Source organism: Vibrio sp. 2132-1 (assembly GCF_033344315.1).
This window is the reverse complement of sequence record NZ_JAWPON010000010.1, coordinates 127,135-149,982: the sequence shown is the minus strand read 5'-3', so window position 1 is coordinate 149,982 and position 22,848 is coordinate 127,135. Positions and strand designations below refer to the sequence as shown.

Genomic DNA, 22,848 nt, shown 5'->3' with positions numbered 1-22,848 from the left:
TAAAGATAAAGGAAGGCAGCTAACTATAGCTGCCTTTTGATTGAACTGTCTCTGTCAGCGTATCAAAACTAGCATGATGACTTAAACTGAGATTTTCGCATGCGGTTGAGGGCAGCCATAACGTCTAGTGTGCGTGGTTTGGCTAAGTCGCCTTGCTTAGGAAGAGCGGCATGCCACTCACCAGACAGCATTTCTTCAATCTCCTTCGCCGGATGATTACACCAACCTGGAAGTTGAGCAATTTGGAACCATAACCAGCCAATTGTGTTGACTTCATCGGCTGACTCTATCTGTTCCAAAGCGCTAAGATCAGTAAACTCTTTACCAAATCGAAGTGACTCTTTGCCTTTCGCATTCACACGGAACTTGCCGTCAGTCAGAATATTCATCAACGCAACGCGGTTCAGTGCTCGAGGTGGGAAGGTCTGTAAACGTTCTTCTGACTCGTTATGGCGTTGAGTAGGGTGCTGAGCGATAACTTCTTTCGCTTTTTCAGTCACATCAACGGCTTGGTAGTCGTGCATTTGAATGACGGTATCGGCAACGTCTAAGTAGTCGCCCGACCCACCCATAACGATAATGGTAGAGATATCAAGATCATCTCGTAATTGACCAATGCGGTCGACGAGAGGAGTAATTGGCTCATCACCTTTTGCCACCAATGCCTGCATACGCTCATCTCTAATCATGAAGTTGGTAGCAGAAGTATCTTCATCAATCAATAATGTGCTTGAACCCGCTTCAATAGACTCTTGAAGCCAAGCGGCTTGCGACGTTGAGCCTGATGCGTCTTGAGTAGAAAAGTCCGCCGTATCTTTACCCATTGGTAAATGGTTGATGTAGTTCGACAGGTTCAAGTGGTGTACGCATCGACCATCTTCGGCACGAATCTTCATAGCCTTGTTATCGGCAACAATGTATTCGCGACCATCTCCTGGAATATGATCGTAAATTGAACGCTCTATTGCATTTAATAAGGTAGATTTACCGTGGAAGCCGCCACCTACGATCAGTGTGATACCTTTTGGAATTCCTAATCCTGTGACATGGCCCTTGTTTGGCGCATGTAAAGTGACTTGTAGAGATTCAGGGGCTTTAAACTCAACGGCTTCTTTCATAGGAAGGTCGCAATTACCTGCAATTCGAGGAAGGATACTGCCGTTTGCGACAAACGCGACTAAGTTATTGGCCTCCAACTGTTCTCGCAGGGCATCTTGGTCTTCAACAACTTGGCAGTGCTTAATTAAAGCGGCTTTGTCGAGTTCACGCTCTAAAGTTGCTCGACGGATAAACTTAGGCAGGTGGAAAGTCAGTATGTTGTTGGCTTTTTTCCCCAATACTGAACGACCTTCGGCTGGTAAGTTAACTCGAAAACGCAGTTCAATACCTTCTTCAGTAAACAACACCGCGGTGCTATCCAGTACAGTTTGGCCTGTCAGTGAAATTGATACTGAGTTTTCTTGTTTAGCAAACTGTTCAAAACTACGCGCAATAAAATCACGTGCAGCTCTTTGAAATGCAGGAGACTCGTCTCTTAGCCACTCAAGACCAGTCAAAGACCATGCGCGAGTCGCACGAAAACGTGACGCCGATGCATAAGGGTCACCCTGTACATGATCGATAAACAAAGTGAAATCAGTGAAGTCGTATTGACCTTTGATTTGCTGATAAGCTCGATAGTTCTGCTTTTCAATTTTCTTAAGCGTGGCAGTCAACTGATCCATGAAGATATTAGCCTTTTAATAGAAGCGGGCGGCGATTATAGAAACCACCGCCCTCATAGTAAAGAGAATGCTTAGGAAGAGTAGGCGTATTGCCCGCCAGAAAGGCGCTGATTAAACAAACTTTGCTCAAATTCATTACAAGGCATAGGTTTACCATAAAGAAAACCTTGTCCGATATCACAGCCCTCACCAATGAGAAACTGCTCTTGTTGGGGAGATTCAATGCCTTCGATCACGACTTGGAGTTCCAGTTTTTTCGCAATGTGTATGATAGAACAAATTATCGCGCGATCATCGTCCGACTTTTCCATTTGCTGGACGAAGCTTTTATCAATTTTGATGGCATCAAATGGATATTTCTTTAAATAGCTGAACGAGGCATATCCTGTACCAAAATCATCAAGTGACAATGTCACACCTAGTTTGTGCAACTTATTTAACGTTGTGCGTGCTACTATTTCATCGGCAATTAGAGCGCTCTCGGTTACTTCGAGTTCGAGAAAGTGTGCTGGCAAATGGAAAGTGTCGAGTAGGTGTTGCACTTGTTCTGCAAAATTTACGTTTTGTAATTGAATGGGAGAAACGTTGACGGCAATTTTGAAGTTATCGATTAACTCAGACCATTGTTTCGCTTTGTCTATCGCGGTACGCAGAACAAAAGAGCCAACTTCAAAGATAAGCCCGTTTTGTTCGGCCATATGTATCAATGCTTCGTTGGAAACGTCGCCAAGTATTGGATGTCTCCAGCGAAGCAAGGCTTCTGCGCCAATCCATTTACGTGTTTTGGAGTCTACTTGAGGTTGAAAGTACAACACTAAATCGTCGTTACGCACTGCTTGTAAAAGGTAACTTTCCAGTTCATTGTGACTATTGAGATCCGCCGAATGATTTTCTCTAAAATAACTAAAAGGTTCGCCGGATTCTTTACATAGAAGCATCGCGTAACATGCATGTTGAAGGATACGCTTAGCATTGCTGCAATCTTTGTAAGCTTGAACTATACCGATATACGTGTGCAAATGTATTTCTGTTTTGTTGAAGACAAATCCATCTACGCTAATTTTAGTGATATCATCTAATAGTTGATTTAACCGAGCTTCAATATCCTCTCCCCAAATCAATAAAACCATGTCATTCGAACTTGGTCTACCAGTGATAAATCCGCTAGCACCGTGTCTGGTTAATCTGGAGTGAAATTCTTTTAAAATGTTGTCAAAGACCTCGAACCCGTGCCTGGTCTGAATACTGCGAGCGTTACTAAAACCAATGTTGATGACCACAAGCGATTGCTGATCACTATCAAGGGACTGTAAGGTGTATTGGACAATGTTCTCAAGTGCAGAGCGATTTAGAAACCCAGTCCCCTGATCATGTGTTTTTTGGTAGCTCACTTGTTTTTCCGCGGCTTTACGGCGATCAATTTCTTGTGTTAAGGAGTAACTTAACTGGGCTAAATCCGTGGTACGATTTTCAATTCGACTCTTTAGCTCGGTGTTAAGTCGCTGAAGTTTATGTTGTTGGTACACAACTGAAAGCTGTGCTTCGATTGAATCTTTGAAAGTTTCAAGCAACTGACGGTAACTATCGTTGTACTCGTTTCTCTCAGAGTCAAGCATACAGATTGTTCCAAATGTCTCCCCATTTGGCCAGAATAGCGGTAAGCCGCAATAAGAAATCATGCCTAGTTTGATGTCTGGGTTATTTTGCCATTCTTCATCTTCAAGCGCATTGGGGATTACAAGCTCGCCTTTCTGTTCTATAACTTGCTCGCAATACAAACCGTTACCAAGCAGCTCTGCATCGCCAGTACGATAAGGATTACCTAGAGTTTCGCTAGATGTATTTACTTCTATGCGATCCGGATGGATACGCATAATTAATGTGGTGGGTACGTGTGTTATTTGAGCCAGTAAGTTGACGATTTCCTGCCAACTTCTTCGCATAGACTCAGGGATTTCGTAGTCTAATGTTTGCAATCTCCCCATATAGGTCATCCTTTACGTGGTTTCACTTCCTGTGAATTAAAAATGCAGACTGCTCTATTTTGTTCTCGCTTTTTAATTAAGTATAGGGTGGCTAGGGCTCGAAACAAAAAAAAGTCCTGAAAAGTGTTCAGGACTAGGAATAGTTGTCACATATCTCATCCTTGAAACAGGTAACAAGTATCAAGGCTTAAGCGACATTAACGATTCAATAGAAATGTCTTGCGAATAGTCGACATCTTCAAAGTTAAAGCCATTGAGCTTCATAAACTCATCTTTAAAACCTTGGTAATCACCAATCTCTTTAAAGTTTTCAGCATTCATCTGTTCTAAAAGAGCGTGGACTTCTTGTTGAACTTGCGGTTCAAGTTCCAAGTCATCTATTCGAATCAAGCGTTCGCCGTCAACTGGCACTTTCTCTTGATCGTATAACTTCGTAGTAAACAGCCGCTGCATTTGTTCAATACAGCGTTCGTGAGTACCTTTTTCCTTCATCACTCTATAAAGCGCTAACAGGTAGGGACTTAGCGCAGGGATGAATACACTGGCTTTCGTCACCAACGCCTTACACACGGTTGCGTAAGCACCGCCGTCAAAGTTGGCGAGTTTGAGGTTTAATGAATGACTGGTTTGGTGTAAATCGATTTTCGCTCGACCTAACGTACCATCGAGATAAATTGGGTGCGTAATGTCAGGGCCCATGTAAGAAAAGGCGATGGTTTTGCAGCCGTTTGCGATAGAGTCGTTATTGATGAGTGTGTCAATCCAGCTTTCCCAGTCTTCGCCTCCCATTACTTTAATGGTGGCATTGGCTTCCTCTTCTGTTGCAGGCGTTAAGGTGGTTTCTATCCACTTATCGTTCTCCAGCATGATAGAAGCGCCAGTGACAGGTTCACCAATAGGTTTAATGACACTGCGCCAAAACTCATCAGATTCAGGTTTAGGTCGAACACCGGTTGCCAAGCTATAGATGACTAAGTCAACTTCACCTTCAAAGTACGTTTCAATGGCTTCAATCACTTGATTGCGCACCGAACCAGAGAATGCATCGCCAACAATATTTATTGCGGTACGCCCGGCTTGATTTGCTTCTTGCTTAAAAAAGACGTTGTTATACCAACCCGCACTCCCAACCCCTTTCTCTGAAGGGCCACGCTCAAATGAGACGCCAATGGTATCGGCGTTAGCGCCACCGAACGTTAGGGCTATTCGTGCCGCTAGGCCGAAACCAGAGGAGGCACCAATAATCAAAACCCGTTTTGGGCCTTTTTTGATCTGTGGGGCGTGCTTTACGTATTCAATTTGCTCTTTAATAGATGCATGACACCCTTTGGGGTGCGCAGAGCGAGCAACAACACCTTGAATTAACGGTTCTATTCGCATGTTGTTATCTATCCTCGATGAGTGGAATTGAAAATAGATTAACGTAAAGTTACGTAAAACTTATTGAGCTAGACCATTAAAATTAGAGATGTTTAATTAATTCTTGAGCAACGAAATCAGCGATCCAAGGTTGTGCATCTGGTTTTGGGTGAAGGCCATCATCCATCATCCATTCTGGTTTGGTGACAACATGCTCTAAGAAGAATGGCATCAAGGCAACTTGTTGATGCTGTGCAAGCTTAGGGTAGATATCGTAAAACATATCGCTATAGCGCTTACCATAATTAGGTGGAACCCGAATTTGCATCATGACAACGTCCGCACCAGAATCTTTTATCATGGTAATCATTTTTGAAAGATTCGACGTAATAAGTTTAGGAGGGAAGCCTCTTAGGCCATCGTTGGCACCTAACTCAATAAGTACCATGTCAGGGCTATGCTGAGTTAGCAACTGAGGTAACCGTGCTAAGCCATTGCCGGTTGTATCGCCAGAAATGCTGGCATTAATAACTGTTACATCTTGACCATGTTCTGACAACGCATCAGGGAGTAAGCTAGGCCAACTCTCTTCGATCGGCATCTGATAGCCTGCACTCAAGCTATCACCCAAGACAAGTAGCTTTTCGCTCGCATGTGAAGTAGCGGAAAAACAAAAAAATAGAACTAAGGAAAGTATACGAATCATGCAAACACCTGTACTTAATGCACCTATTGTTCAAGCCAATTTGGTTTCTAAACAAGTCTCTACTAATCAAGAACAATTAACAATCCTCAAAGACGTAAATGTTGACATCCGAAAAGGAGAAAAAATCGCCATCGTCGGAACTTCCGGTGCAGGTAAGTCAACATTGATGACGTTGCTAGCTGGTCTTGATACGCCGACATCAGGCGAAATTACTTTATTAGGTCATGAATTATCAAAACTGGACGATGAAGCACGTGCGAAAATTCGGGCTGACTCTTTAGGTTTCGTTTTCCAAAGTTTCCTGTTAATCCCGAGTTTGAGTGCATTACGTAATGTCACGCTTCCTTGTCTTTTACGTGGTGAAGCCGAAGATGAAGCAAGAGCAGCGGAATTGTTAGCTGCTGTTGGGTTAGAAAAACGTGTCGACCATCTACCAAGCCAGTTATCTGGTGGTGAACAACAGCGAGTTGCGCTAGCGCGTGCATTTATGACACAGCCTGAGCTGTTGTTCGCAGACGAGCCTACCGGCAATCTTGACCATCAAACCGCAGACAAAGTGATTGAGCTGCTATTCGATCTTAATGAACAGCACGGGACAACTCTGATTTTAGTAACACACGATGGTCATCTAGCAAGCCGATGTGACCGTATCTATCGTATGGAGGCGGGTGAGCTTAAGGAGGAGATATAATGTCTGCAGTATCATCAAGTGAAGCCACATCCACAGAACAAAACAGTACAACACAGCACTCGCCGAATAAAAGTTTGATACGTTGGAGTTTCGGCGAAATAAGGCAGGGGAACCTTTGGCCTATTAGCGTTGCTCTTATTCTCGTGATTGCGAGTATCTTTGCGCTTTCTGCATTAGCAGAACGAATGGAGCAGGTGATCGTCAAGCAAGGGAAGGACGCATTAACGGCAGATGCGGTGTTTGTGTCTGCTAATCCCATTCCGGACACGTTGTTAGCCTCGACTGAAAGCCTTGAACGTTCGATGATGACGCGATTTGCCACTATGGCATTTAGCGATAATGGTATGCAGCTTATTTCGGTAAGGGCGGTGGATGATAATTACCCTTTAATGGGAGAGCTCGTTCTCGAAAATAATCCGGCCGGTCGCGTTAAAGAGAACCAACTCTGGCTTGATGAGCGGATTATGACTCAACTAAACGTAAAGCCAGGTGACAGTGTCACGATAGGCGATGCCGAGTTTACTGTATCAGGCGCAGTATTGATGGAACCTGGCTTGAGCTTTAATCCATTTCGGCAAATGCCTTCTGCATACATTCATCAAAGTGACGTAGATAAAACAGGAGCAATTCAAGTTGGGAGCCGAGTTCAATACCGTCTGTTTTTACAAGCCGATGATAAAATACTAAAGAGCTTACAAGATGATACGCAGCTTTCTCCGAGCGATCGCTGGCGCACGCAAGATACTGCCAGTCGTAGTAATGAGGTTTTTGAACGCACGACGCAGTATCTGTCTTTGACCGTAGCGATTGTCATCATTATGGCGGCGACAACATTGGTTCTTACTTGTCAAAATTACGTGAACAGCCGGACACAAACTATTGCGATGTTGAAAAGTCTTGGTGCGAGCCGCCGATGGATTGAAAAGTGGTTATTTATTCAAGTCACAATCCTTCTCATTAGTGCCAGTGTCGTCGGTCTATTGTTAGGGAGCGGGCTGGAATATTTATTACGCATTCCACTCAAAGACTTATTACCCGATCCACTCCCTGGTTACGGTGTCACACCATTTTTGGTGGCATTTATCTCAGCAGTCTTGATTACGGTGCCTGCTCTCGGTATACCATTGTTAGGCTTGATTAAAACTCCCGCGTTAGAAGTGCTACAGCAGGGTAAAGCGCAACGTTCTTGGAAGCGAATGTTACTTGTTCTAGTTCCCGTTGTTCCACTGCTTTTACTGTATGCAGATAACACCTTAGTTTGGATCGTGCTCACTGGTATAGCGGTACTGTTTGTGGTACTCGCAGCAGTTAGCGTCATACTCACAAAGCTGTTTGCACGTGTTTCAACCCATCCTGCAATGAAGCTTGCGTTGAGTCGTATCAACCGGACGCCAGTAACCAGCGGTCTACAGTTTGGTGCTTTGGCATTATCTTTAATGTTGCTGTCTATCATTTGGCTTGTGCGCAGCGATATTCTCGCTGATTGGGAGAGAACCTTACCTGCAGATGCGCCAAATGTGTTCGCATTGAACATTGGTGATTATGAACTCGATAACTACCTAGAAACCCTAGATAAAAATGGAGTTACGCGGTCACAAGCTTATCCAATAATTCGTGGACGACTAACAGAGATCAACGGTCAAAACGTCAAGGAGATTGATTACGAAGGAGAAGGTTCTGACGCGATACGTCGAGAGCTAAACCTGACATGGGGAGATAGCCTACCAGAATATAATGATGTGCTTTCGGGTGAATGGACAAACAAAGGGAGTGTATCTGTAGAAGCGGATGTAGCAAATGACTTAGGCATCAAACTCGGTGATACGCTGCGCTTTGTAATAAACAGTCAGAATTACGATGCAGTAGTAGATACCATCCGTTATGTCGAATGGCGTGACATGAAGCCTAACTTTTATTTTATTTTCTCATCTGACGTGATGGCTAATTTACCTGGTTCTTACCTCATCAGTTATAGGATTGAAGAAGGAAATGAAGCGTTGTTGACGTCAATGTCACGTGCTCACCCAACGGTCTCTGTTTTAGATATCCGAACTATGGGCGAGAAAATTCAGGCTTTGATTCAGCAAATCGTATCAGCAATCACCATCCTTGCTCTTTTAGGCGTTGTTGCTGGTCTGCTGCTCATCTTTACGCTACTGAGGTTAAGCTTGTCCCAACGCCAACAAGAGATTCGTTTGTATCGCACATTAGGTTCAAGTAAGAAACGGATCAACACAACCCTGTGGGCCGAGTACGGAATTATGGCGTTGATTGCTAGTGGTGTTGCGGTATTCGCTGCGGAAGTTTGTGTGGCCGCAGTCATGACATATGGATTCGATCTCAATGCACAAATTCACCCCGAATTGTGGATAGCTTTACCGCTTGCAACATTTGTTACGTTGGCACTTGTAGTGATGAGTTTGTTGAAAAGATTGTTAACGCCAGTAAACACTTAATCGCAGCGAGTGTTATCAAGTTTGGAACACTCCATGACACTTTTATTTTAGTTATCCACAAAAACAGTGGATAACTTTTGGGATAACTAAATGGGGTAAAAAGTGGGGTGTTTCTGCAGGCTTTGCGCCATGGGTCTTACAGTGAAATTCTTATTCACATAGACACAAAAAAGTGTCTTCTTAACCATGTCGTCAAGTACTTTTTCGCAAATTTTTTCTACTTTAATGCACTTTACAGGCGCTGTTGGATATTTCGCAAACCCATGAACTTTTTGTGATTTTAATCAAGTCCAAACACGAGTAGAATCCACCGTTAGTAAAGAATTTTCCTTATAAAATTTTTAGTGAAGCAATGAAGTCTGAGTTTCCAAGTTATAAAGATAAGCATATCGCTGTTGTTGGTGGCGGTGTAGCAGGTGCAACAGCAGCAATTCATTTTGCGGAGCTGGGTTTTAAAGTTTCCGTAATAGAGAAGGGCGTATCACTAGTAAATGGTCCACCCATTTGTCATTTGCATGCTGGTGGTAATTTATATCGAGAGATTTCCGAGCAACAATGCTTAGACTTGTTAGCACAATCTATCGATACTGTTCGCCTGTATCCGCTTTCACTGAATATTCGTCCGACAATCATCGCGGTTCCTCATTCCGATGGTGGAGACCCATCCACACTAGTTCCGCGATTAGAGGTTGTGAAAAGTGCTTATCAGACGCTCGTTGATAAAGATGAGAGTAATAAAGTGCTCGGCGAGCCAAGCGAATACTACAAACTGTATTCAAAAGCGGAGCTAGAAGCTCTCGCGCAACGTACTCAACCAAGTCATCCTACAAACTTCGATGAGTGGTGCATTCCTTTTGCTCAACATGCTGATCTTGAAGCGCTAAAGTATCCTGTTGTCGCAGTTCAAGAATATGGTTGGAGTGTTTTTCGCCTCGCCGCAATTGCCAACTTAACACTAGATACGCTTCCTAATGCTTCGGTCTTCACACAAGCAACGTTTAAGCAAGCCGATTGGATGGGGGAACACTGGCAACTTGGCTATGAACGTGAAGGTATCGATTACCTGATGACATGCGACTACTTGGTTAACGCGTGTGGCTTTGAAACAGGCTCAATTGACAACACAGTTGGTGCCAAGCGTGACAGGTTGGTGGAGTTTAAAGCCGCTTACGTTACGAGGTGGGCAGACTGTCAACAACAATGGCCAGAAGTTATTTTTCATGGCCCGCGTGGAACCGATAAAGGAATGGCTCAATTGACGCCTTATGGCGATGGTTACTTTCAACTTCATGGTATGACAAAAGGAATCACGCTGTTTGAAGATGGTTTAGTGGAGAGCACGAACTCATCTGCTCAACCTGAACTGCCTATGCCTTTACTCTCGAAGATCCGTAACGGCTGGAGAGAAGAAGTGTTAGAAGAGCGAACGAACAATGCCATCAAACACATGGCGCAGTTTATTCCCGACTATCACTCTGCTGTAAAAGGAGGAAAAGCATTGTTTGGCGCTCAGCAAATTCCCGGAACAGACCCAGTACTCAGAGCGGCAGATGTGACTTTTGAAGATAACCACTATGCGAGAATAGAGGTGGTAAAAGCGTCATCGACACTACTCGCAGCGCAAAAAATGCTTCAATTCTGGTTTGACATCGATCCTAACCAAAATGTGGAAACACAGCATCCGGTCGCTGTAAAGTGGTCTGAACAAGAGGTCGAGCAGTACGCGATTAAACTCACTCAAGAGCGAGGCTATCCACAAGCTTTAGCAGTGCGTTATGGTATGCCTACATAATCGGCTGTGTTTGGGCTCAGTGGTTGTATTAGTACCCAAAAAACTGAGCCCATTGGCACCATACTTCTTGCAAGCCTAGCCTATCTCCTTTCACAAAATTGACTTTTTGTCCGGGCTTCGCCTGTGCCAGTCTAGGTAAGTCAATACGGGCTACGCAGCCAAATTTAGGATACCCGCCAATAGTCTGGTGATCGTTGAGCAGCACAATAGGGTTACCATCGCTAGGTACTTGAATTGAACCTAATGCAATTCCCTCTGATAGGACGCCTTCGTAAGGTGGACGAATGTTATTGCCCTCAAGACGGTAGCCCATGCGATTCGAATTGGGGGAGATGATGAATGCTTTGTTGTAAAATACTTGGCGAGCGTCTTCATCAAAGTCCTCGTTCTGATAGCCTTCAATCACTCTCAGCTTAATGGGTAAGTTGTAATCTGGCTTAAAGCGAAACGTCATTTGCCTTGGTTTACGTTTCGGTAAGTTATGAGGGACAAAGGGAAGAATATCGCCAGCTTTCAAAGCGCCACCATTTGAATCATAACCACCTAGAGATTCTCGCAAGACGGTCGATGCGCTTCCTAAGTGCTGAGCAACATTGAATCCACCTTTAACCGCTAGGTAGGAGCGAAGTCCATTCCTTGCGACTCCGAACTGAAGCTTCTGTCCTTTTTTCAACGTAAAGTCAGACCAATTTGAAATAGGTTCACCATCTATTTTTGCATTTAAATCACCGCCACATATAGCAAGGTGGCAGTTATGCAAGGCAATAAAACAAGCGTTACCCAAAGTAATTTCAATCGCAACGCAATTGACTACGTTACCAAGCAAATGGTTGGCCCAACTGTAAGCATAGTCGTCGACCGGGCCACCTTGAGTCACACCGACATGCGCCAAGCCAAAACGACCAAAGTCTTGAACTAAAGAGAGCGGTCCTGGCTTTTCCACCAGTAATCCACCGTAACTCATAGTACGCCTCCTAAATCGATAAACTCTTGTTTTGAAATAGCATTAAAGGTGACCTTGTCACCCACTTCAAACGGTATAAAAGGAGGAGAGTCGGAGAAGAGCGCAAGCGGGCTTTTACCAATAATGTTCCATCCGCCAGGACTATCTGATGGATAGACGGCCGTTTTAGAGTCTGCGATTCCGACACTTCCGGCCGGCACGTGAGTTCTTGGTGTGGCAAGCCTTGCCATGTGCAATTGAGTATCAACGTCAGAGAGAAATGCAAAGCCTGGAGCAAAGCCAATTGCAGAAACCGCGTACTCGGTTTTCGTATGCAGGGTAATAAGATCGTCTAATGACAGACCTCGCTTTTTAAAACGAGATAGATCTAACGCGGTTTCTTCAGAGTAATATACAGGGATAGTAATGTGATTCGGCTGGGAAAGCTTAAGTGATTGAGTATCAAACTGGCTCACGATTTGTTGCAGCTCATTGACTAAGTTCTTTTCGTTGATTCGAAAAGGTAAGTAATCAATGAGAATAGTTTGATAGGAGGGGACAACGTTCATAACAATTGAAGCGAAAGTTTCTCTTATGCTGCGAGCAAGCTCTCCGACTGCATTTTCAGAAATACTCTCATCAAACTTAATGAAAATACTGCACTCGGAGATCAAAGAGATATTAAATTTCTCTTTATGCATTAATTTCCTCCAGCGTATAGGCTTTGGCGGATCTTTTGGAGCAGCGCGATCGACTCTTCATTGTCACCATGAACACAAATTGTATCGGCTTCCAATAATATGTAACCGCCTGAAGCGGTTTTGACACGCCCAGAGTCAGCTAAGGTCCGGACTTGCTCAAGTATCGCGTGCTCGCTTTTTAACACGGCATTGGGCTGTGTTCTAGGAGTCAGTAAGCCGTCATCTTGGTATAAACGATCTGCAAATGCTTCAAATAGCAAGGGAACATCATAATCGTCTGCGATTTCTAAGTATTTTTCGTTTTCCTGTGAAGCTAGGATCATTAACGGTACTTTGAACAGTGCTGCCGCCTTTACTACCGCTCTAAATATCGCATCACTTTTCATCATGTCGTTGTATAGAGCACCATGAGGCTTTATGTAACTGATGTCTGTGTATTGCGCCCGGCATAATGCTTGTAAAGCACCAACCTGATATATAACCATGTTCGTAATTTCATCACCCGTCATGCTTATGCTTCGTCTGCCAAAGCCTTGTAGGTCGGCGTAACCTGGGTGTGCGCCAATATCAACATCGTTGTCATTCGCTAGGGTGATGGTGTCGTGCATGACATTAGGGTCGGAGGCATGAAAACCACACGCGATGTTCGCCATATCAACATGGGGCATCACGTCTTCATCTGCGCCCATACTCCAAGAGCCAAAGCTCTCGCCCATATCACAGTTCAATGTAAGTTGCTGTTTATTCAATGTCATACGTTTTATTTCTACACAAGCAATGGGTTTACGATGCAGGAAAATGCATCTAGGTTCAGTGACTCACTTCATTCTTCTATCATGAAAACGAAGCTTTTTGAGCAGATAGCTGACGAAAAAGATCACGTTAGTCCATAAAGATGTTGCCGTTATTTGAGTTGATCCGAATTTTAAGGTATTTCGTTTCTTTTCCATCCAATTTTTGAGAATTTAAGGTTATTTTGCATTAGCATCGTGTTAATCTTGTCGCCCTTCATGGGTGATAGATTGCATAATGGTTCTTCTGTCATTTTTGTGGTTGTCTGCGACAGGAATATATATGTCATTACGAGCGAAGCTTATTTGGCCTCTTCTGGTCTTTTTAACGGCTATCTTTGTTATCTCAAAAGGTTACACCTCGTATACTGTATACCAATCGTCTAAGCATGAACTGGTCGAGCAGACAAGAAAGTTGATTAACAACGTTTCTTTCTCAATTAAAGATGCGCTGACGACAAAGGACAAGCAAAAAGCTCAAACTATTCTCGCCAACTTTTTAAACCAGCCAAATGTAACGCGGGTCAAACTTTATGACCAAGATGACCAACCATTCGCTGTTATGGAGATAAGTGGGGCACTAGCACCCGTTCCCAGTCAAACCGAAAGAAGTAGGTTGCACGCTCTAGGCTATGCCTTATCAACCAAATTTCTTTATGTTCTAGAGCCGATTATCCATGATGGCTATGTCATTGGTAGCATTAGAGTCACGCTTTCTCATCGTCCAATCGTAGAAGCCATGCAATCTTTACTTCAAGATAGCGCTTTACTTCTTCTGTTTCTGATCGCTGGTGGCACTGTTTTTTACATAAGTATAGAGAGGCTTGTTCTCAAGCCCGTTATGGAGCTTAGCCGCGTAATAGAGAATGTGACACACGGACGAAGCACGGAAAATCAAGCACGCTATTACGCCAACGATGAAATTGGAGAGCTCGCGAGATCTTTCAATCAAATGATGAATAGGTTAACAGTACGTGAGAAGCAGCGGCAACATTCGCTAGACACACTAGAACAAAAGCGCGCATTTTCAGAAGAGGTTATCGAATCTGTTCAGCATGCATTAGTTATTACAGACAATTCCGGACGTGTTATTCATTGTAATACGGCGACCCAGCAAATATTTCAAAAAAAATTAGATGAACTTAAATACGCCAATATTCGTGATCTAATTAAAACCAAAATACCGAATGAGCTGAGTCAGATCCTGAGTCGAGGCCTAGAGTGCGATGATATTCACCTCAAAAATGCAGATAACGAACAGCAGTTGAGCCTAACCAGTCGTCGCCTCTCGACACATGAATACTTACTGTTTTCGATTCAAGATATCACCGAAATTGAAGAAGCCATAAACCGGCAACGTGTTGCGGGACGTGTTTTTGAAAGCAGCCAAGATGGTCTCATTGTTCTTAATCATCGCGGTGTCATTACGATGGCAAACCCTGCCGTCACTAAGTTAGTCGGCTTAGAGGTGGATCAGCTTATTGGGAAGTCATTCATCCAAACGCTAAAGTGGCGCAAGTTACAGGAAATGATGCCTAGTATCATCGAGTCGATAGAAAATTATGGCGTTTGGCAAGGTGAAGTTATCGAGAAGAACCATATTGGTCAGTTTGTACCGATGTTTGCTCGAGTCAATCGTATCGTTAAGTGTGAAGACTATGGTTTCTATGATCTGGTTATTGTTCTTACCGACCTTTCCGGCGCAAAAGAGATGGAACGATTAGAGCATTTAGCTCATCACGATGCTTTAACGGGGTTAGCCAATCGATCTAAGTTCCATTTAGAGTTGGAACAACTAGTACAACGCTCTGGATACTTGCGTGACGAATTTGCAGTTTTGTACCTCGATCTGGATGGATTTAAAGAAGTTAACGATACCTACGGTCATGATGCAGGTGATGAAGTTTTGAAAAAAGTTTCCGAGCGTCTAACATCTGCGACGAGACATAGTGATTTAATCGCAAGACTTTCTGGTGATGAATTTGTCATGTTGGTAAATCCCGCCAATCAAAAAGTGGTCACCCGAATAGCAGAACAGTTGCTCGAGAGCATATGTGCTCCAATTGAGTACAAAGGTCACTTACTCAAAGTTGGCGTTAGTATCGGCGTAAAATTAGTCGGCGTAAATGAGCGCGATGCTACTCGAGTTTTAAAAAGTGCGGATACGGCAATGTATCAAGCAAAGAAAGCCGGAAAAGGCCAAGCAATATTAATGGGATGCGAATTACAAGAGACAGTTTAAATCGTAACGTCAAAGCTTTAAACTAACCCAATTCGCGTCAGAAGGAATAATAAAATGAAAGTACTCGTTACGGGTGGTATGGGCTATATCGGTAGTCATACGTGTATTCAAATGATCGAAGCTGGCATGACGCCAGTGATTCTAGACAACCTGTACAACAGTAAATCTACGGTATTAGATCGAATTGAAAAGGTATGTGGTGTAAAGCCAACCTTCATTAAAGCCGATATCAGAGATAAATTGGCGATGGTAGAAGCACTAAAGTCGCACAATATTGAAGCTGTTATCCATTTTGCAGGTTTAAAGGCCGTCGGTGAGTCTGTAGCAAAACCTTTAGAGTATTACGACAACAACGTTAATGGCACTTTAGTATTGGTTGATGCAATGCGTGAAGCCGGAGTTAAATCGTTGGTATTTAGTTCATCAGCGACTGTATATGGTGATCCTGCATCTGTACCCATCACAGAGGACTTTCCAACTAGCGCAACTAACCCATATGGGCGCAGCAAATTAATGGTAGAAGAGTGTTTAACCGACTTCCAAAATGCGAACCCTGACTGGAGCATTACACTTCTTCGTTACTTTAACCCGGTAGGTTCACATCCAACAGGCGAGCTAGGTGAAGATCCTCAAGGTATTCCAAACAACTTAATGCCGTTTGTTTCTCAAGTTGCGGTAGGGCGCAGAGAGTTCCTTTCTGTGTTTGGTAGTGATTATCCGACCAAAGATGGCACAGGCGTACGTGATTATATTCATGTAATGGACTTATCCGATGGTCACGTTGCTGCATTAGAAAAAGTAGGTAGCAAAGCTGGCCTTCATATCTATAACCTCGGTACTGGTAACGGCTACAGTGTACTGGACATGGTGAAAGCATTTGAAGCCGCAAGTGGTAAAGATGTCCCATACCAACTTGTTGAGCGTCGTCCAGGTGATATTGCAGAGTGTTGGGCGGATCCATCAAAAGCGATGAATGAGTTAGGTTGGAAAGCAACTCGCACTCTAGAAGAAATGACTGGCGATACATGGCGCTGGCAGTCTACTAACCCTCAAGGTTATCCAGATGCCTAATCTTTAATTTACATAATAGTAACAAAAAGGCGCATAATTGCGTCTTTTTTGATCCAAATCGGAAAAAATCGTAAATTACTGGTTAAAAGGTAGCAAGTATATATAGAGCTGTTAAACTATGCCCGACTCTTAATTTGGGTTATAAATTTTCTCATAGCTATTGGGGTAGTTCATGGAACTCGGTCTGATCATCACTTTCATCATTGCAGCAGCAGTAATGGTGAAAAAAGAGATGGCAAAACAGTAAACTTTCATTTTTCATACTTTTCTTTACATTTTTGAAATGAAAGCCATAAAAAAAGCCAGCATTACGCTGGCTTTTGTGTTTTTAAGGTTTAGAACTCGTATTTAACACTAATGTTATAATTACGCTCAGCTTGCGTTTTGTCTCGACTTAACTCAGTCTTACCGCGAACATCGTTCCAAAGATGGTATTCTTCATTCGTTAGATTCATAACACCAGCACGAATGGTTATATCTTTCATTGGTTTGTAGTACGCCGTTAAGTCAACGACTGTCGCAGACGGCAAAGCAACTTGGTCTTTGATTCCGCCTTTATCACCATCAGAGTTGATATCACTGTTCGATTTCTTAGCCGTGTAGTTTACTTTTAGGCTTGTCCCCCAAAGTGCATTTGGTGAATCGTAATTTACAGCAGCTACGGCATTCCATGGGTTTACACTGTTCAAAGGATTACCATCACCATCTTCACCTTCTGTGTATGCTGCAACAAAGCGAGTTGTCACGCCTGATGGAAGACCAGCAATGGCATGCCAATCAAGACGGTTAGAGAGCTCAACCCCTTTAATGTTTGCTTCACTAATATTGATATTTGTGAATTCAGTTAAACCACCATTGTTTGATGACGTTTGCTCAATAAAGTCACTGTAATCACTGTAGTAGAACGCTACTTCAGTTGCAGACGCTGCAGTGTTATGACGGTAACCAAGCTCATAAGACAAACTCTTTTCAGATCCCAAATTTGGGTTAGGGCGATTGGTATAGCCATGAGCCGGATTATCGTAGGTGTAGTAAAGCTCGTCGAACGATGGCGCTCGGAACCCTTGGCTCACTTGCGCGAAGATCGTGCCAGGTTTCGATACAGAGTAAGTTGCTCCTAAACGACCAGTTAATGCAGAGTCGCTAAACTTCTCGAATGACTCTTCAGAAGTATTTGAAGGATTAGTAGAGAAGTAATCGTAACGCACACCTGGAGTCAGAATTAGCTTGTCATTAAGAAGCGAAATTTCATCTTGCAAGAATAAACCAAAGCTTTCTTCTTTTGCATCCGGTGTGTAAACGTAAACAGTATCTGGCGTGCCAGGATCGGAATTAAACTCGCGATTGGTATTACTGATGTCACTATGTTTGTACGATATTCCGTAAACAATATAGTGATTTTGAATCTCTTTATCTAACTGAGTTTCGAATTCAAATTTGTCTTCAGTATATTCGTAATCTTTTTTCTGTTGGTTGTCACCACTAGGCGGTACGTAAGGTGGGTAACCAGGGCTAGCTTCGATAAAGCGATTAGAGACGCCGTTTTCTTCTTTACCAATCCATGTAAGCTTGGACGTGATCGTATCCGAGATAGCTGCATCTGCAAACCAAATGTGCTTGAGCCCAATGCGATTTTGCTTGGTTGTGTCTTCAGCGTTGAAGTTTTTGTAACTTTTATGTGCGATCTCTGAGTCAGTCTCGTTGTAAATAACTTCTCCCAAAAACTCCAAGCGATGAGCGTCATTCAATTGAGATTGAAGTTTTACCAATAGATCGTTTTTGTAATAATCTTGGTTGTCCACAGAATAGTTATCGTAAGGCGCCTTAGAGAAATTTTGTAGCTCTGCACCATCACGGCGTGTAAAGGCTACAAGTGCTTCTGTACTACCGAAACGCTTTGCTAAAGCTACATGCTCACTAAAAGAGTTATCTTCCGATGAATAAGAGAGTTTAGCTTGACCACCAAAGTCTTTGCCATCTTTGAGGAAATCCTTCGGATCTTTTGTTTCGAATGCGACAACACCGCCAATTGCATCACTACCATGTAGGCTAGAAGCTGCTCCTTTAACAATTTCGACACTCTTTAGCATATCGGGGTCGACAGTAACGGCACTAGAATTGATAAACGAATATGGTCCACCGCTGAATACACCTGGTTGAGATGCACCGTCTACTAAGATTTTAACTCGTTTACCTTCCATCCCGCGAATGTTAATACTTTGGACGCCTTGGCGTTGAGTGCCATTAACAGTAACACCTGGCGTATACTCGAATAGATCATTCAAGTCCTTTACCATGTTTTCTTCGATGTCTTTCTCTGATACAACAGCAACAGAAGCAGCAACAGTGTTTATGGTTTGGTTGGTACGGGTGGCCGACACAACGACTTCTTCAAACTTAGAAGCTTCTTCCGCATAAGCAGTATGGGAAAGGGCAACTAAAATGGAGGCTGACAAAATTGATTTTTTATACATTGGCTTCAATACCTTAGATCCATAATAGGTAACAACACGCGGATATTAATGGATCTAAATGGTAATTACTATCATTACCATTGTCATTTATTGATTTGTATTGAATCTTCTTCTTAGGCTATTAGCATTCCTAGTCTTTAGTTATCAATATGTTATATAATTTGTCGTTAGTTCTTGATAAGTTCATCCAAATACAACGAATGTGATAAATGTCACATTAAGAGAGGCCATGTGCAGAGTCCAATTACGTTAGAAGCACTCCATATTCTAGATGCTATTGATCGAAGAGGGAGTTTTGCTGCTGCTGCGAATGAGTTAGACAGAGCCCCGTCATCGCTGAGCTATCAAATCCAGAAACTCGAGCAAGATTTAGACATTATTATCTTCGATCGCTCTGGTCACAAAGCCCATTTTACTGAAGCAGGTAAGCTTATTCTTGAAAGAGGAAGAGCCATTTTACAAGCCAGTGAAAAGTTAGTGAACGATGCAACGTTATTGGCGAATGGTTGGGAACTGGATATTACCATTGCCTTTGATGGCATTATTCCTATATCCAATTTTTTCCCGATGGTTGATGCGTTGGCCGAGGTCAGCTCAACTCGAGTCAGGCTGCAAGAGGAGATTCTGGCTGGTAGCTGGGAGTCTTTGAATACGGGGAGAGCTGATTTACTGATTTGCCCATCACTGGATACGCTTCCTCAAGAAGTTAAGTCAGAAAAAATTGGTAAAATGAGTATGTATTGGGTAGCTTCCGCTGATCACTATGTTCACAAGCGTAGTGGTAAGTTTGATGAAGCAGCGCGAGAAAAGTATCGGATTATTGCTATTGCAGATACCGCACGTGAGCAACCCGCGCTCTCAATTAATATCATTCAAAAACAACCTCGCTTGACCGTCACCAACTTTACGGCAAAAGTAGAAGCGCTAACTGCAGGTTTAGGCATTGGTACATTACCAAGCCAAATTGCACAACCTCTTATTGATAGTGGTGTATTGAAACGAATCGAAGGCACTGAAGAACAGCCGATGGATATTATTTTGGCATGGCGCCGGAACACTATGGGTGAAGCAAAATCCTGGTGTATTCAGTACTTAAAAAAGAATTGGAAACTAAAGTAACAACGTAACTTTTACTTCTTAGATTCCCATTGATTATCGAATGTAAGAAGTAAAAGTCATCGCTAATGCTGCGCTTTTCAATTTAAAGGGAGCACCATATCTGCCGTACCGTCTGCAAACTGGACATCGATCTCAAACCCCAAGTTCTGAGCCAACATCAACATTCCTCTGTTTGTTGGCATGGTCATTCCAGACATTTGCTTTGTGCCTTTAATTTTGCAATAGCTGATTATTTTCTGCATCAGCACTTTGCCTAAACCTTTTCCTTTCAAATCTGAACGAACCAAAATAGCAAACTCAGCGTCACTATTGTCTGGTGTAATCAATGCGCGGGCTACCCCTATGATAGACGGTCCGTCAGTATTAAACGCTACCGCAACAAACGCCATTTCGCGGTCGTAGTCGATTTGAGTAAAGTTTGCCAAAGCCTCATGGTTGAACTCTCCAACTTCAGAAAAGAAACGTTTATAGAGATCTTCTTTCGATACGCTATTAATGAATTGAGCATGCAGCGGCTCATCCTCAGGCAAGATAGGGCGAAGCAGGATAGGTTGGCCATCTCGAAGCGTTACAGTTTCGACAAACTCTGCCGGGAAAGGGCGAATCGCTAGCCGTTTTTGGGCGTCTCCTTCGTATTTACACAGTGTGACATCTGCATCAAGGATAGTTAAATCGCTTCCGGACACTAGCACTGGATGGATATCCAGTTTTTGTATTTCTGGTAACTCAACTGCCATTTGGGAGATACGAACCAAGAACTTCGACAACTCAGTAATATCGAGCGCATCTTTGTGTTTCTGCAGGCGAATCTTTCCAGACTTTAGGGCAACAACGACAAGGTAGCGCGCAAGCGTCATGTTCAAAGGAGGAAGTGCAGCGACGGCATCTTGGGCGATATTCCACTCAGAGCCGCCTTGACCAAGCAAGATCACTGGTCCAAAGACTTTATCTACTGCAATACTAATCCGTAGCTCTTCAGCGCTGCCGAGCTTTGCCATCCCTTGTACCAACAGCCCATGTACATTGGCGGAAGGGTAACTGAGCTTTACGGTATCTAAAATGGATAGCGCTGCGTTGGAAACTTCTCGACTGTTTCTTAAATTTAGAGCAACACCGTGAACATCCGATTTATGAGGAATGTCTGGAGAACGCAATTTTACCGCAACAGGATATCCAATATTTTCTGCCATATGAACAGCTTCAATGTCGTCAGATGCAATCCACGTAGGCAAAACGTTAAACCCGAACAGCTTAAATAATGGGCTGGTTTGATGCGTATCTAAGGTGACTGTATTTTTATCCAGTAGTCGTTCATTTGCCCACTCTTTTGCTGAACTCACACTTCCAGAATGTAATGGCTCTGCCGTCGTTGGCGTTTCCATTAGTTGTTTCTGGTTTCGTCTGTATTCGACCAAGTGCATGTATGCTACAACTGCACTTTCAGGTGTTCTATAGGTTGGAATACCTGCTTGAGTAAATGCCAGTCGCGCTTCTCTCGACGTTTGTTCTCCTGACCAGTTGGTCAAGATATTAAAATGCTTATGCCGAGGGTGAGATTTGATTGCATTAATAACGGCTTGAGCAGTTTCAAGAGGATCAGAAACAGCAGAAGGACTATGCATAATCAATATCGCATCTGCACAGTCGTTATTCATCAGTGCGTTAATGGTATCAATATAGCGTTTTTGGGTTGCGTCACCAGACAGATCAATTGGATTTCGAGCACGCCAGTTGGATGGAAGTACTGCTTGTAATTGCTCAATGGAAGCGTCATCAAGCGTTGCGAGTTGGCCACCACGTTCAATCAAAGTATCAACGGACATAACAGCAGGGCCGCCGCCATTGGTGATGATCGCTAAACGCTCTCCACGAAGTGGCACAGAATGCGTGAGTGTTTCAACCGCGGCAAAAAGCTCATGCGTATTGCTGACTCGTAACATACCAGTTCTGCGAATAGCAGAATCGTAAATTACGTCAAGTGTATCTCCGTCTTGCTGCTTAAAAGTATTCATCTCTTTAGAGCGGCCCGCTTTTAGCACCAATATACGTCGGTTACGTGAAGCGGCTCGCGCAGCAGACATAAATCGGCGAGCGTCTTGGATATTATCAACATAAAGCAGAATAGCTTCTGTGTTTCCATCCATACTCAAATAGTCGAGCAAATCTGCAAAATCGATATCCTGTCCACGCCCAATTGAAATGAACGAAGAAAAACCAATGTTCTTATCATTTGCCCAGTCTAAAACCGTGGTACAAACCGCCGCGGATTGTGAGATGAAAGCAATTTTTCCGGGTTTAGCTGCGACAGGGGAAAACGTGCAGTTAAAATTGTGCCAAGGAAGAATGATACCTAAGCTGTTTGGGCCTAAAACTCGAATGTTCAATGATGAGATATCTAAAGGCTTAGGGTCATCAGAGATAACAATCGCAAACGGTGTGCCTCTCTCATCTAGCTCTTTAAGCAATTGCTCGTTACGTGAAACGTTCGTACACAAAATTGCAATATCTGGCGTATAGGGCAGGGAAGCTACATCAGGGTAAGCGATCACGCCAGATACGGCTTTATATCGCGGCGTTACTGGCATAATCGCGCCACCAAATCCACTTTGTAGAAGGTTGCGCATCACAACATGTCCTGCTCGCAATGCTTTTTGAGATGCCCCAATAACGGCCACAGAGTTGGGTTTAAAGAGTTTATTTAGTTTATTCATGCTGACTCCTAGCCGTTTGTAAGTCACGTTGGCTTCTCGGTTTCATATCAATCATAAACGAATAATTTACTGATAAAACATCT

At 43.3% G+C, this 22,848-nt stretch carries 15 protein-coding genes; 6 read left to right on the top strand and 9 right to left on the bottom strand.

The annotated features are described in order from the left end of the window. Positions 1-68: 68 nt before the first annotated feature. From R8N47_RS13265 to tesA, 4 genes are all read right to left on the bottom strand, one after another. Positions 69-1,724 (bottom strand): ABC-ATPase domain-containing protein, encoded by a 1,656-nt coding sequence (locus R8N47_RS13265; RefSeq protein WP_064354773.1) that lies wholly within the window; start codon positions 1,722-1,724, stop codon positions 69-71. Between the two features lie 71 nt (positions 1,725-1,795). Further along, entirely contained in the window at positions 1,796-3,709 is a 1,914-nt protein-coding gene (locus R8N47_RS13260) for a sensor domain-containing phosphodiesterase (RefSeq protein ID WP_005376326.1), read from the bottom strand. Positions 3,710-3,889: 180 nt separating this feature from the next. After that, a complete protein-coding gene (fabV, locus tag R8N47_RS13255) occupies positions 3,890-5,089 on the bottom strand; it encodes an enoyl-ACP reductase FabV (protein WP_064354774.1) in 1,200 nt (399 codons plus the stop codon). Positions 5,090-5,171: 82 nt separating this feature from the next. After that, entirely contained in the window at positions 5,172-5,774 is a 603-nt protein-coding gene (gene tesA, locus R8N47_RS13250) for a multifunctional acyl-CoA thioesterase I/protease I/lysophospholipase L1 (protein ID WP_054575991.1), read from the bottom strand. Between tesA and R8N47_RS13245 the strand changes: the two genes are divergently transcribed. From R8N47_RS13245 to R8N47_RS13235, 3 genes are all read left to right on the top strand, one after another. Further along, a complete protein-coding gene (locus tag R8N47_RS13245) occupies positions 5,773-6,465 on the top strand; it encodes an ABC transporter ATP-binding protein (protein ID WP_005376323.1) in 693 nt (230 codons plus the stop codon). The two genes, tesA and R8N47_RS13245, sit on opposite strands and share 2 nt — an antisense overlap. Next, positions 6,465-8,921: an ABC transporter permease gene (locus R8N47_RS13240; protein WP_064354775.1), complete on the top strand. Its 2,457-nt coding sequence runs from the start codon at positions 6,465-6,467 to the stop codon at positions 8,919-8,921. The genes R8N47_RS13245 and R8N47_RS13240 overlap by 1 nt, the downstream gene beginning before the upstream one ends. 352 nt (positions 8,922-9,273) lie before the next feature. Continuing rightward, on the top strand, positions 9,274-10,713 hold the full coding sequence (locus tag R8N47_RS13235) for an FAD-dependent oxidoreductase (protein WP_064354776.1): 1,440 nt from the start codon (positions 9,274-9,276) through the stop codon (positions 10,711-10,713). Positions 10,714-10,741: 28 nt separating this feature from the next. On the opposite strand, the gene R8N47_RS13230 is transcribed toward R8N47_RS13235, so the two are convergent. The 3 genes from R8N47_RS13230 to R8N47_RS13220 are packed head-to-tail and all read right to left on the bottom strand — an operon-like array spanning position 10,742 to position 13,112. Then, positions 10,742-11,677 (bottom strand): biotin-dependent carboxyltransferase family protein, encoded by a 936-nt coding sequence (locus R8N47_RS13230; protein ID WP_064354777.1) that lies wholly within the window; start codon positions 11,675-11,677, stop codon positions 10,742-10,744. Further along, positions 11,674-12,357, bottom strand: a complete 684-nt coding sequence (locus tag R8N47_RS13225; protein WP_064354778.1) for a 5-oxoprolinase subunit B family protein — start codon at positions 12,355-12,357, stop codon at positions 11,674-11,676. Before R8N47_RS13225 ends, R8N47_RS13230 begins: the two co-directional genes overlap by 4 nt. Beyond that, positions 12,357-13,112, bottom strand: a complete 756-nt coding sequence (locus R8N47_RS13220) for a 5-oxoprolinase subunit PxpA (RefSeq protein WP_064354779.1) — start codon at positions 13,110-13,112, stop codon at positions 12,357-12,359. Before R8N47_RS13220 ends, R8N47_RS13225 begins: the two co-directional genes overlap by 1 nt. Positions 13,113-13,431: 319 nt before the next feature. Between R8N47_RS13220 and R8N47_RS13215 the strand changes: the two genes are divergently transcribed. After that, positions 13,432-15,390 carry a diguanylate cyclase domain-containing protein gene (locus R8N47_RS13215; RefSeq protein WP_064354780.1) on the top strand — a complete coding sequence of 653 codons (1,959 nt, stop codon included), beginning with the start codon at positions 13,432-13,434 and terminating at the stop codon, positions 15,388-15,390. A gap of 54 nt (positions 15,391-15,444) precedes the next feature. After that, on the top strand, positions 15,445-16,461 hold the full coding sequence (galE, locus tag R8N47_RS13210) for a UDP-glucose 4-epimerase GalE (protein ID WP_005376309.1): 1,017 nt from the start codon (positions 15,445-15,447) through the stop codon (positions 16,459-16,461). Positions 16,462-16,796: 335 nt separating this feature from the next. On the opposite strand, the gene R8N47_RS13205 is transcribed toward galE, so the two are convergent. After that, positions 16,797-18,935 carry a TonB-dependent hemoglobin/transferrin/lactoferrin family receptor gene (locus tag R8N47_RS13205; protein ID WP_064354781.1) on the bottom strand — a complete coding sequence of 713 codons (2,139 nt, stop codon included), beginning with the start codon at positions 18,933-18,935 and terminating at the stop codon, positions 16,797-16,799. A 231-nt stretch (positions 18,936-19,166) separates the two neighbouring features. On the opposite strand from R8N47_RS13205, the gene R8N47_RS13200 reads away from it, so the two are divergent. After that, positions 19,167-20,054: a LysR family transcriptional regulator gene (locus tag R8N47_RS13200; RefSeq protein ID WP_017634152.1), complete on the top strand. Its 888-nt coding sequence runs from the start codon at positions 19,167-19,169 to the stop codon at positions 20,052-20,054. Positions 20,055-20,131: 77 nt separating this feature from the next. On the opposite strand, the gene R8N47_RS13195 is transcribed toward R8N47_RS13200, so the two are convergent. After that, positions 20,132-22,765, bottom strand: coding sequence for a bifunctional acetate--CoA ligase family protein/GNAT family N-acetyltransferase (locus tag R8N47_RS13195; protein ID WP_064354782.1), 2,634 nt, complete (start codon positions 22,763-22,765; stop codon positions 20,132-20,134). Between the last annotated feature and the right edge of the window lie 83 nt (positions 22,766-22,848).